Raw genomic sequence first — 12619 nt, 5'->3', positions numbered from 1 at the left:
GCTATGGCGCAAATGACAATGATCCAAGCAATAACTGAAGCAATGCGAATGGAGCTAAAAAGAGATGAAAATGTCTTAGTGTTTGGGGAAGACGTTGGACAAAATGGTGGAGTATTCCGTGCTACAGAAGGATTACAAGCCGAATTTGGTGAAGACCGAGTTTTTGATACGCCACTTGCAGAATCTGGAATCGGCGGTTTGGCAATTGGATTAGGGTTAACTGGATTTCGTCCAGTAATGGAGCTGCAATTCTTTGGCTTCGTCTTTGAAGTTATGGATTCGATTGTTGCCCAAGCAGCAAGAATGCGTTATCGCTCAGGTGGACGTTATACATCACCAATTACAATTCGTTCTCCTTTTGGTGGAGGAGTAAAAACACCGGAGCTTCATGCAGATAGCCTTGAAGGGTTAGTAGCACAGGCACCAGGTGTAAAAGTAGTTATCCCTTCTACACCTTATGATGCAAAAGGTCTATTATTAGCGGCTATTCGTGATAATGACCCGGTTATCTTCTTAGAGCATATGAAATTATATCGCTCATTCCGTGGCGAAGTTCCTGAAGAGGACTACACAATTGAAATTGGAAAAGCAGATATAAAACGTGAAGGAACTGATATTTCCATTGTTACATATGGAGCAATGGTACATGCTTCTCTTAAAGCGGCTGAGGAACTTGAAAAAGAGGGAATTAGTGCTGAAGTTATTGACCTTCGTACGATTAGTCCATTAGATATTGATACAATCATTCAATCAGTTGAGAAGACAAATCGAGCGATTGTTGTTCAAGAAGCGCAAAAACAAGCAGGGATTGCTGCTAATGTTGTAGCAGAAATCAATGACCGTGCGATTTTAAGCTTAGAGGCACCGGTATTACGTGTAACTGCACCAGATACTGTTTTCCCATTTGCTTCAGCTGAAGACGTATGGCTTCCTAATCATAAAGATATTGTTGAAAAAGCGAAACAAGTAATTAATTTCTAACTACTAATGATCTAAATTCTTTTTAAACATAAGGGAGGCGTTTTTGGTGGCATATGAATTTAAGCTTCCGGATATCGGTGAAGGTATCCACGAAGGTGAAATTGTTAAATGGTTTGTAAAACCTGGTGATGAAGTAAAAGAGGACGATGTACTTCTTGAGGTTCAAAATGATAAAGCTGTGGTGGAAATTCCATCACCAATTGATGGGAAAGTAGCGGACATTCATGTTGAAGAAGGAACAGTCGCTATTGTTGGAGATGTATTAATTACCTTTGATTATGATGGTGAAATTCCGGCTTCAGCACATGGTCATGAAGAAGAAGAAGCAACACCAGTAGAAGCAAAAGAAGAAGCAAAAACTGAAACAATTGCTGAAAGTAATGAATCAATCGATGAAAGCCGTCGCGTGATTGCAATGCCATCCGTTCGTAAGTATGCACGCGAAAAAGGTGTCAAAATTCAAGCAGTATCAGGCTCTGGGAAAAATGGACGTATTGTCAAAGAAGATATTGATAAATTCTTAACTGGTGGAAATGTAGCTCCAACACAAGAAACGACAGAGAACGCAGCGCAAGAGGTTACTGCAGCTGCTAAAGCACCAGAGAAAAAAGAAGTAAAACCATATGTACCTGCCAATGCTGAAATGGAAACTCGTGAAAAGATGAGTGGCATTCGTAAAGCGATTTCTAATGCAATGGTTAATTCTAAACATACAGCACCACATGTAACATTAATGGATGAGGTCGATGTCACAGATTTAGTTGCACATCGTAAGAAGTTTAAAAATGTGGCTGCAGACAAAGGTATTAAATTAACATACTTACCATATGTAGTAAAAGCACTAACTTCTGCATTACGTGAATATCCAACTTTAAATGCATCGATCGACGATGCGAATGAAGAAATTGTCTATAAGCATTACTTTAATATCGGAATTGCAGCGGACACGGATAAAGGCTTGTTAGTACCAGTTGTAAAAGATGCAGATCGTAAATCGATCTTTACTATTTCAGGAGAAATCAATGAGTTAGCAACAAAAGCACGTGATGGTAAGTTATCAGGTGAAGAAATGCGCGGAGGATCTTGTACAATTACAAATATCGGTTCTGCAGGCGGTCAATGGTTTACACCGGTTATTAACCATCCAGAAGTGGCAATTTTAGGAATTGGCCGTATTGCTGAAAAGCCAGTTGTTCGTGATGGGGAAATTGTTGTTGCTCCAGTTCTTGCCTTATCATTGAGTTTTGACCACCGTCTTATTGATGGAGCAACGGCACAAAATGCACTAAATCATATTAAACGCTTATTGAACGATCCACAATTATTAATAATGGAGGCTTAAAATTATGGTTGTAGGAGATTTTGCAATTGAAGTAGATACTCTTGTCATTGGCTCCGGACCTGGCGGCTATGTTGCCGCCATCCGCGCAGCCCAGCTTGGACAAAAAGTAACTGTAGTTGAAAAGGAAAGCTTAGGCGGAGTATGTCTAAATGTTGGTTGTATTCCATCAAAAGCATTAATTTCTGCTGGTCACCGTTATCATAATGCCAAGCATTCAGATGATATGGGAATTACTGCAGAAAACGTTAGTGTTGACTTTTCAAAGGTACAAGCTTGGAAAAGCTCTGTTACGAAAAAACTAACTGGCGGTGTAGAAGGGTTACTAAAAGGAAACAAAGTCGATATTGTTAAAGGTGAAGCTTACTTTGTCGATGCAAATACAGTACGTATTATGGATGAAAATTCAGCTCAAACATATACGTTCAATAATTGTATTGTTGCAACAGGTTCTAGACCGATTGAACTTCCGGCATTTAAGTGGAGTGACCGCGTAATCTCTTCTACTGGAGCATTAGCACTAAATGAAATTCCAAAGAAATTAGTCGTTATTGGCGGCGGTTATATTGGAATTGAACTTGGTACAGCATATGCTAACCTAGGCAGTGAAGTCGTAATTCTTGAAGGTAGCAAGCAGATCCTACCAGGTTTTGAAAAACAAATGAGTACGCTTGTTTCACGTCGCTTAAAGAAAAATGGTGTTTCCATTCATACAGAGGCATTGGCTCAAGGTGTTGAGGAAGCTGCGGACGGAGTAAAGGTTACTGCAGAGATCAAAGGAAATACGGAAACGTTCGACGCTGATTATGTATTAGTCACTGTTGGTCGTAAACCAAATACTGATGAGCTTGGTTTAGAGCAAGTCGGAATTGAAATGAGCGATCGTGGTTTAGTGAAAGTAGATAAACAAGGACGTACAAGTATAAACAATATTTTTGCCATTGGCGATATTGTTGAAGGGCCTGCACTTGCTCATAAAGCGTCATATGAAGGAAAAGTAGCAGCAGAGGCAATTTCAGGAGAAAAGTCTGAAATTGATTATTTAGCAATTCCTGCAGTTGTTTTCTCTGATCCTGAGTTAGCTTCGGTAGGCTATAATGAAGCAGAAGCGAAAGAAGCAGGTTATGATGTTATTGCTTCTAAGTTCCCATTTGGAGCAAATGGTCGTGCGTTATCGTTAAATGATGCGGATGGATTTATGAAGCTAATTACAAGAAAAGAAGATGGTCTTGTTTTAGGAGCGCAAATTGCCGGACCAAGTGCATCTGACATGATTGCCGAAATTGGACTAGCAATTGAAGCGGGAATGACAGCTGAAGATATAGCATTAACAATCCATGCACATCCTTCACTGGGTGAAATTACAATGGAAGCTGCAGAAGTAGCGATTGGTATGCCAATTCATATTGTGAAATAATAACGTGATAATGAAGTAAGGAGTGAATCAGGATATGGTTCACTCTTTTTATATATAATAAACTTTTTATACTAGTAATTCATTCACATATGGATTGATACATATTTCTTTACTTATTTCTGATACTACTAATGAAGATTACGAAAGAGGTGAGGAAATGGTATCATTTTATAAACATGAATTGGTTAATTTAGGTAATGGATATTTATTGAAGTTATATATAGATCCACAATTAACAGAATTTGCAAGTGAATTTAATAATGGTGAGATACAAGAAAAACAGGAGCTTGAACGTAGTGTTAAGAACTATGTAAAAGAAAAATTTCCTAATTTAAAGGTGAATGCCGTCAAAATCATAGCTGGGACGATGCTCGTCTCATCACTGACCTTTGCTGGGGGTATAGGTAATAATGCTCAGGCTGCAGTCCAGGATGAAAATAATAATACAACGAATACAAATGAAACTGTACAACAGACAAAAACAAACTTTACTGACGTTAACGCTGATGCTTATTATGCTGAAGCTGTAAATGAATTAACAGGAACAGTTGTTTTTGGAATTACTGACACGACATTTATGCCTGGAAAGGTACTGACTCGTGCCGAAGCAGCAACCTTTATTGCAAGGTCACTAGGTATAGATGATGAAGCGGATGTAACTGATCCCGGATTTACTGATGTTACAGATAAAGATGCATGGTATTACAAATCCGTTGCTGCACTTACAGAGAGAGGAATTATTGAAGGGTACGGCGGAGATAACAATGCATTTAAACCGAATCAGCCAGTAACGCGTGGCGAATTAGCAAAAATGATTGCCCTATCGAGTGAATTGGATGGTGAAGGCAATACAATTGAATTTACTGATGTCGATGCTAAGGCTTGGTATGCTCCTTATGTTGCCGCACTCGCGAAAAATGGAATTACAGCAGGAACTTCTGAAACGACATTTTCACCAAAAAGCAATACCAAGCGTGGGGAAGCTGTTACATTTATTTATCGTGCAATGAACCCAGATAAAAGGGTTAATATTAGTGATACAACACCTCCTCCAGGGGATGGAGATACAATACCTCCAGGTAATGATGGTGATGGTTTTAATGATGCGCAATTTATTTATGATGTGAATGTCATAGAAGGCGAAGGAAATCTAAGTGAAAAATTTTCGGAGCTTAATTATGAACCATTTGATGAATTGACAGATGTTCAAAAGACTGAAGTTGCGAAATTGTTCTTGCTTTCTAAGGGAGATACAGAATTTGTTGATATAGATGGTATAAAGGCAGGAATCGATACGGCTATAGCAAATTATAATGATCTCCTTGGGGCAGTAAATGCAGCAGCAGATCAAGCAGCGATGAAATTAGCCTTAGAGGATATTGCTGAATTCTTTGGGGTTACTGTTACAGATGAAATGGCGAATTCTGCGCTTCACAAAAAGCCAACAGATGGTTATACATCAGTTACTGGAATTATTGATATTCTACAAGCTGATGAAGGAGATGGAGAAGCTGCTGCAACATATGGTTTTAATATAACAGGTGGAGAAGAAAATATAGAAAGAAGATCATTATTAAATGATGCGCCAACAGGAGAAGCACCTACGGAATTGGCCGAAGTAACACCTTTCACTGTGTCAATTAGTAAGCTTACTGAAGACGCAGCATTTGAAGGTAATGTTAGAATATCTCCTGTAGGTGCCGACAATATACAACTATGGGCACAGGATACGGCAGGAAATTGGTATGATATTAATGTAGTTGGTTGGGGACCTGAGACAGGTTTTCCAATTGATCTAAGTGCAACAACTGATATTTATGTACTTGTTGGTGAAGACGCCGGGGATACAGTTGAATTAACATTTAATCTAATTGATGTTAACGATCCTACAAATATTATTGCAACTGAGACAAAAACAATAAATGTTGTAAGTCCAAATCCAACAACATAAAATTTGTAATATAAGAAACAGAATTTAGAATATAATAGAAGGGGATGTCTCAAAAGAAAAGACATCCCCTTTTTATAAAAAGAGACTTAATTTGCATATATTTGTAATGCCTCTTCAAGTTCACCTAAAATCTCATTTGTCGATTGAGGGCCTTCAATTCGTGCTTTCACGTCGTTTTCATCAATAATTAATAAAGTTGGATAATCTGATATTTCAAAATGACGAATCAAATCTTTCTCATCTGATAGGACGATGTGAATCGAACTAATGAAGTTTGGAAATTTGTTATTAAAGTCCAAGAGAGCATCATAATAATTTCCTTCGTCTTGTATGTAAAGTTCATCAGAAAACAGCACTGTAACTACTTGCTCATCCATACTAAAATAGGAGGCACTTTCGATTGACGCATTTGCCCAGCATCCTGATGTTAAGAAAAGTGATGTAAATATTAATAAACAAAAATGCTGTTTCATTGCCGGACTCACTTCCTTTATCATTTAAGATATGGTAAGTTACGACCACGACCTTCAGTTTCCTCCTTTATTTTACCATGGAAATGAGAAGGTTTTTGGTTAGTAATATAACTGTTATAAAAATGAAAAATTAAGTTAAAGTTACCCAAATAAAGAAAGAAGCCTAGTACAGCTTCTTTCTTTATTTTGAATCTTAGTCATATTGAAATCTTTTTGAAAAAATATACTGTGGATATTCCTGGTTTTCAAAGGAAAACTGATGCTCGATTGTTGTTATTCCTTCTAATTCGATTATTATTTCGTTTAGAGAAAGAAGTTCATATAACACTACGGCATGAGGATTTACAGAAAATGATTTTGGTGAGAAAGTGCTTTTACTAGTAAAGGTTTCGTAAAATTGTTCCATTATCTTATGATGCTCCGGCTGAATTTGATGTAGCGGGTCTTGTAATATTGCTGAAATTGACTGAATCACTTTTGAGAGAACCTGCTTTTCATAGTCTGAAAAGTTCTGATTTGGTAGTTGTAAGTAGCATAATTTACCTAAATGGAAAATAACCTTTTGTAAGTGATTAAGCTTTTTTTGAATAAACTCAAATGACCGTTTTTCATGTTGGTTGTGGCGTCGGTATTTCCATTCCTCCTCTTGAAAGATTGACAGCTGAAAGGTTTTATCAATCTCTTGGCTTAGTTCACGGTAGTGCAATAGTTGCTCATCAAAATGATCGAGGTCACGAAAAGATATATGATTTTCTAACGTTTCTGCAGTCTTATCATAAAGGTGATCTACTTTATAATAGATAATCGGTGCAAACTTTGGTGGTAGTACAAGAAAGTTAACTAAGGTTGAGACAATAATACCAATTGAAGTACCTGATAGGCGTGTAATAAACTCCACCATAAATCCATCACTTGTTCCAGGGATCATGGCTACTGCTGTTAAGGTAGCTACAAGAGTACCATTGTCAAAATTCAGTCGGTGACAAATTACAATTGTGATCATAGCAACTAGTGAATATGTTAGTGCTGAGGGCCCAATGATAAAGTCAAACAGTAATGCAAGTGCAGCACCAATTGCGGCAGCCGGAAGTCGGATAACTCCTTTTTTTAGTGAATCAGCTGCGGTTGGTTCAGTTGTAACAATGGCAGTAATGACTGCAAACATGGCAGGCAATTGAAAAAAATGACAAATCCATGCTGTAATTAACACAGCTAACCCGGTCTTAATTACCCTTCTACCTATAACATTTCTTGTTTTCATGAAATAGTCACCTAAAATTCTTTTCGTCTTTTACCAATGTAGTATGCATAAGTTTTCCAAGTTCTATCCAAGACATCCTTCATTTCCCATATTTTTTGACAATTAAGGAGGGGACTATATTGAAGATGAAATCATTGATCATACATTTATTATTTCTTTCATTCCTAATAGGCTGTAGTAGTGAAGCTATATATCCAGACTCTGATAATCCAAATGAAGAGAAGGTCGTTATTGAAGAAGTGAATGAGGGTGAGAGTAAAGATGTAAGCCAAAAAGAAATCATTGATGTTTCAGATGATCAAAAACTCACTGAAGAGGATAATGGTTCTGTTGAGAGTGAATTTACGTATAAGATTAATCAAGCAAATTGGACTTTAGATCCTGTTAATCATGACAAAAATCAGGTTGTCCTTTTAACAATTGATGACGCCCCTGATCAATATTCGGTAGATATGGCACATATTTTACATGAATTAGGTGTAGATGCTATTTTTTTTGTAAATGGACATTTTTTAAACACTGATGAGAAAAAGAAGTCATTACAGGAAATTTATGAGTTAGGATTTGAGATTGGTAATCACACTATGACACATCCTAATTTGAGTAAACTTTCAAAAGAAGAACAACAAAAACAAATCATTGAATTAAATGATTTAATTGAAGAGATCATAGGTGAGAGACCGAGGTTTTTTAGAGCCCCGTTTGGTGTAAATACTGAAGAATCAATCGAAATTGTAGCTAATGAGGAGATGCAGTACATGAATTGGACGTATGGATATGATTGGGAGAAGGAGTATTTAGACGCGGAAAAGCTTGCTGATATAATGGTAAATACTAATTTGTTAAGAAATGGCGCCATTTTATTAATGCATGACCGAGAATGGTCGAAAGATGCATTGGTTGACATTATAAACGGCCTACAAGAAAAAGGATATGGATTTGTAGATCCAAAGCATATTGAATAACAAATTTCTTTTTAATGGAATAAAATAAATTGCCTAACTTTTCATACAAAAGGTTTAGGCTTTTTTTAATGTGGAAAAAATTTTATAGAAAGGTGTTGAAAATCGACAAAAAACGATACACTATTACATAATGAAAAAGCAAAGAAAGAAGCGTTGCGACAATGAAAAGAATGATTGCAATAATCACGATTATGTTTTTAATTACGTTAACAGCCTGTCAAACGAATAATAGACATGAGCCTTTTAATTATAGTTCTTCAGATGAAACCATAAATAGCATCAAAATTCCAATGGAACTTAAAGAAAATGAAGCAAGGTTTGCGGTTAACGATTTAGTGAATTCAGTAGATGGTACTTATCAGTATGATGATCTTCATCGTACGCTAACTATGACAATAGGGGAAAACAAATTTTTATTAATTGAAGGAGTGCCGGTAGTAGAACGAAATGGTGTATATCTTCCAAATGAAGATTTATATTTAATTAGAGAAGATAATGAACTATATTTACCGGTAGCATTTCTTGAAGATGGCCTAGGGTTAACGCTTAGATTTGATGAGTCTAATATAGCATTCCAATGGCATGAGTCTGCACAAATGGTTTCTGTGAAACCAGAAAGATTAACATTCGAGGATTGGGATGTAGAGCAGATGGTTGAATATTTATCATTTTTACATAAGCCAATCCTTGATGCTCAGGTAAGTACGATACCAAATCATTTACCCGGTGCAAAAAGGCCGTATCGTAACGGATATCACGAAGGAATGGATTGGTATGCTTATGCAACCGGGTCTGATATAAATCGTGATACTCCGATCTATGCTATGGCAGAAGGAATTGTTGTTCGAGCCGACCATGATTTTGAGGATTATTCCTCAGTGGATATTCGAAATAAGGACTTAATGCTAACTACTGAGATGGGTGAAACCCCTGAGTATATCTTTGATCGGTTGCGAGGCAGACAGGTTTGGGTTCAATACGAAAATGGAGTGATGAATCGCTTTGCTCATCTTGATGCAATTCCTGATTCAATTAAAGTAGGCGATAAAGTAGATGAGAAGACGATTATTGGTTATGTTGGTAATTCTGGGACAAGTGGTGCAGTGAATCAAGATGATACTGAATTACACTTGCATCAGGATTTACTTATCTATGGTGAACTATTTTGGAAACCGTTTACACTAGATGAAGTAAAAGAAATTCTTATTCGTGTATTTGAAGATAATTAAAAAAACGAAGGATCTCCTTCGTTTTTTATGATGTTATCGCTTATAAAAATACATCGTCCTGCCATTAAATAATTGAAGTTCAGCTTTTAATTTGTTGGCTAAGAACTTGCAAAATTCATTTGCTTTACTTTTATCCCCGTGTGTAGAGCCTTCTGGTAAAACAACTTGAATAAATGTTTGTGAAGTTGATTCTCCGTCCTCGTTTTCAATTTCTTCTTCATCAATAGCGAGTACGATAGAACGGTAATAGTCTCTAAAAGTCCCCTTCAGATAAAACCATTTCCCTTTTCCCTCAGGTGTTTCAGCTATCTCATATGGAAAGGCTGCATCTTCATATCCAAAGTTTAATTGTTGGCCTGTTTTACTCGTGATGTTTTTATAGTAGTGAAAATACTCTTTTAATTCATCAAGGGTTATTGTTTGTTTTTCTGACTTCTTAACTAACTTTATGTATGCATGGTTAGACATCAGCTATGCACTCCCGTCTATTAATACGATTTCTCATTCCCATCACTATCTTAGCATTCGTTAAAATGGTTGACAATATAAAAATAATATTTCATTTTTTTGTGTAATAAAATTGTGTGAGCGCCATCAAAACTATCTATTTTGGAACAGGATAAATCATAATCTCGCGCATAATTTCTCTTCCGTCGTTGTTTTGAACACGAATTAAAATATTATGTTGATGTAAAAATGTATCTGGACTTACTTTAAAAAAGGCTGTGACTATTTTATGTTCATTTTTAGGTATAATCACCTTTTCAACAACATCATACTTCCAAGTTGAAGGAATGTTTTCGTATGAAATAATATAAGTTGATGTTTCGTTATATACATTTTCAATTTCGATATCAAATGTATATAACAAATACTCCTCAACTGCGATATTACTAAGATTAGTCCTTATCGAAACATTGTAGCCTTTTCCTGTTGATATTAAAAGGAAGAAAGCACTTGTGATCACAAGAAACAATGTAATCAAAATAAGATTAATTCCGGTAAAATAATTTTTAAGTCTTTTTGTTTTTGTTTGATCTGAGAACACATTTTGCAGTAAGCCATAAGGACATCCCGATTTACAAAAGCGTTGTTTAAATGTACTTATTAATAGGTAAAACAGCAAAGTGAAAAAAACATAAATCGACCCGATGATTGATAGGAAATCAAGAGAGTGGATTGTTACAAGAATCTCTTTTGGATTGATAAAGTAAGAGAAGAATGAAAATGAAATAATCGGTGCAAAGACAAATGTAATTGCTGTTTCTACAAGGGATGCAAGCCGTTGCTTTTTTTTGAAAAATGGAATAGATCTCAGTTTGATCAAAAGCGAGATAAATGAATTATGCGGGCATATCCAACGGCAAAAGTGACGATGGAATAACTTGCTAATTATTATAAAGAATAAGACAAGCAATAGAATCGCTAATAAAAGTATGATCGCTTCATTAAATGAAAAACGCTTTCCAAGTATATAAAAATGTCCATAAAATAAATCGAGCCGAAAGAGATTTAGAAGTGGGACTAGAAAAAAAGACACTAACAATAATCCTTGTGTGAAAAGCTTACGGTTACGTATTTTCATTGGATCCACCTTTTCCCTTCAAAAAAGACAAAACGTCCTATTACTATTTATCATGAGCGAAAATGATTTTTCAATAATGAGAAAAACATGGCAATTATATAGACAAAAGACGACATATTCATTAGTGAGGTTATGTTATTCTATTTATATTGCAAAATAAAAAAGGTTCTTACATAAATAGTAAGTTAGTAAAAATGAGATAAAAAAAAATGGGGAAGGGGAAAATTATGAATAAGTCTCAATTTCTGGATGAATTACGTATGGAAGTTGGCTTAGTTGGTGATTATGCCAGTGATCTAAGAGAATTTTATGGTGGGATTGTTAAAGCAGTTGGGAATTGCTTACACAAAAAATCAGCCGTTGCTTTATATAAGACAGATAATTTTCAATTTCAACTTTTTACTAGTGCGGGAGATATACATGAGAACGAATCAGAGAAGTTTGGTGAAGGGCCACTTAGCCTTTGTGCAATACGGAGCCGTCCAATCATACTACCGAAGGACAACTACAACCGTCTTTTTACTCCATTTTATGAAGGGCACCATTTAAAAGGGATTTTCTTTATAGAATGCCATTGTAATGAGTACAAATTCACAAATGATGATGTTATTTTTTTAGATGAAGTGAGCAGGTACATTGAAAGTAATCATCAACGATATAAGGGATTTCAAGAAAAATATAAAAAATAATTAAAAAAAGTGTTCACAAAATTGCGAAATATGTTACAATTAAATACTTGTCAAAACGCCTCTTTTTCGATATAATAAAATTCAGAAAAGTTAAAAACTTTTACAAAAAACTGGAGGTGTTTATATGAACTTGTTTGAAAGACTATATGATGAGCAAGAAAATGTAAAGGTGCAGTTTATCGGTTTTACGACGGATGAAGTCCGTTATGACTTTGGGATTGTTTATACAAACATGTTCTTCGGAAAGCCTCTAGTAGTGTGTATGCAAACGGGACGCTCTGCTTTATTATGTGCAGAAGAAGTGAAGAATACGGATCACTTACAACGGATATTCAATATTAAAAATCCTAAAGAAGCTGAGGACTTATCGATTTTCTTTGAAAAAACATTGCCGAATATGCCTTTAGGGTCTCAGTATTAAAGATAATTTATAAGAGAAGCAGACCAAAGTAGGTCTGTTTTTTTTATGTGCTATTATAAACCAATATAATTTTAATGTGTTATACAATTTAGCTATTGACTTCTTAATTGTGACATATTATTATTGAGTTACAGAAAACAAAAGCGCTTACAAATATAAAATAAGGGAGATGGATTTTGTGGGAGTAATTATTTGTCAGACATGTGAGAAAGTCATCGAGCACTTTGAAGGTGAAAAAGTTGCAACATTATACGCAAAATGTAACTCTTGTCAATGTGAAAAAGAAAAAGCTAAGAATTAATTAATGA

General features: G+C 35.6%; 13 protein-coding genes. 9 read left to right on the top strand and 4 right to left on the bottom strand.

All coding sequences use genetic code 11. The features are described from left to right. Positions 1–3: 3 nt before the first annotated feature. The 4 genes from ACJ2A9_RS09365 to ACJ2A9_RS09350 all read left to right on the top strand — a co-directional run bounded on the left by ACJ2A9_RS09365 (position 4) and on the right by ACJ2A9_RS09350 (position 5688). Positions 4–981: an alpha-ketoacid dehydrogenase subunit beta gene (locus ACJ2A9_RS09365; RefSeq protein WP_441421372.1), complete on the top strand. Its 978-nt coding sequence runs from the start codon at positions 4–6 to the stop codon at positions 979–981. A gap of 46 nt (positions 982–1027) precedes the next feature. Then, the gene (locus tag ACJ2A9_RS09360; protein ID WP_441421371.1) at positions 1028–2323 is read left to right on the top strand and encodes a dihydrolipoamide acetyltransferase family protein; all 1296 of its coding nucleotides are present in this window, start codon (positions 1028–1030) and stop codon (positions 2321–2323) included. 4 nt (positions 2324–2327) lie between these two features. Next, complete coding sequence (gene lpdA, locus ACJ2A9_RS09355) at positions 2328–3737, top strand: dihydrolipoyl dehydrogenase (protein WP_441421370.1); 1410 nt, start codon at positions 2328–2330, stop codon at positions 3735–3737. A gap of 157 nt (positions 3738–3894) precedes the next feature. Beyond that, positions 3895–5688: an S-layer homology domain-containing protein gene (locus ACJ2A9_RS09350; protein ID WP_441421369.1), complete on the top strand. Its 1794-nt coding sequence runs from the start codon at positions 3895–3897 to the stop codon at positions 5686–5688. An 86-nt stretch (positions 5689–5774) separates the two neighbouring features. On the opposite strand, the gene ACJ2A9_RS09345 is transcribed toward ACJ2A9_RS09350, so the two are convergent. Both ACJ2A9_RS09345 and ACJ2A9_RS09340 read right to left on the bottom strand, forming a co-directional pair. Next, positions 5775–6161: a thioredoxin domain-containing protein gene (locus ACJ2A9_RS09345; RefSeq protein WP_441421368.1), complete on the bottom strand. Its 387-nt coding sequence runs from the start codon at positions 6159–6161 to the stop codon at positions 5775–5777. Positions 6162–6354: 193 nt separating this feature from the next. Continuing rightward, positions 6355–7422: an FUSC family protein gene (locus tag ACJ2A9_RS09340; protein ID WP_441421367.1), complete on the bottom strand. Its 1068-nt coding sequence runs from the start codon at positions 7420–7422 to the stop codon at positions 6355–6357. A gap of 125 nt (positions 7423–7547) precedes the next feature. Between ACJ2A9_RS09340 and ACJ2A9_RS09335 the strand changes: the two genes are divergently transcribed. Beyond that, the gene (locus ACJ2A9_RS09335) at positions 7548–8387 is read left to right on the top strand and encodes a polysaccharide deacetylase family protein (protein ID WP_441421464.1); all 840 of its coding nucleotides are present in this window, start codon (positions 7548–7550) and stop codon (positions 8385–8387) included. Positions 8388–8548: 161 nt separating this feature from the next. Then, positions 8549–9616, top strand: a complete 1068-nt coding sequence (locus ACJ2A9_RS09330; RefSeq protein WP_441421366.1) for a M23 family metallopeptidase — start codon at positions 8549–8551, stop codon at positions 9614–9616. A 33-nt stretch (positions 9617–9649) separates the two neighbouring features. Here the strand turns inward: ACJ2A9_RS09330 and ACJ2A9_RS09325 are convergent, their stop codons facing one another. Both ACJ2A9_RS09325 and ACJ2A9_RS09320 read right to left on the bottom strand, forming a co-directional pair. After that, positions 9650–10084: a DUF1885 family protein gene (locus ACJ2A9_RS09325; protein WP_441421365.1), complete on the bottom strand. Its 435-nt coding sequence runs from the start codon at positions 10082–10084 to the stop codon at positions 9650–9652. Between the two features lie 136 nt (positions 10085–10220). Then, a complete protein-coding gene (locus ACJ2A9_RS09320) occupies positions 10221–11201 on the bottom strand; it encodes a 4Fe-4S binding protein (protein ID WP_441421364.1) in 981 nt (326 codons plus the stop codon). A 227-nt stretch (positions 11202–11428) separates the two neighbouring features. Here ACJ2A9_RS09320 and ACJ2A9_RS09315 point away from each other — a divergent pair, with 227 nt between their 5' ends. The 3 genes from ACJ2A9_RS09315 to ACJ2A9_RS09305 all read left to right on the top strand — a co-directional run bounded on the left by ACJ2A9_RS09315 (position 11429) and on the right by ACJ2A9_RS09305 (position 12612). Next, the gene (locus ACJ2A9_RS09315; protein ID WP_441421363.1) at positions 11429–11890 is read left to right on the top strand and encodes a hypothetical protein; all 462 of its coding nucleotides are present in this window, start codon (positions 11429–11431) and stop codon (positions 11888–11890) included. 124 nt (positions 11891–12014) lie between these two features. Further along, positions 12015–12311, top strand: a complete 297-nt coding sequence (locus ACJ2A9_RS09310; RefSeq protein WP_441421362.1) for a DUF3055 domain-containing protein — start codon at positions 12015–12017, stop codon at positions 12309–12311. Between the two features lie 169 nt (positions 12312–12480). After that, positions 12481–12612 carry a GapA-binding peptide SR1P gene (locus ACJ2A9_RS09305; RefSeq protein WP_441421361.1) on the top strand — a complete coding sequence of 44 codons (132 nt, stop codon included), beginning with the start codon at positions 12481–12483 and terminating at the stop codon, positions 12610–12612. The last annotated feature ends 7 nt before the right edge of the window (positions 12613–12619 follow it).

The organism is Anaerobacillus sp. MEB173, assembly GCF_052119505.1.
Lineage (GTDB): Bacteria > Bacillota > Bacilli > Bacillales > JBJMAU01 > JBJMAU01.
Note: the sequence above shows the minus strand (reverse complement) of the source record. Positions and strands in the feature narration are given on the sequence as shown.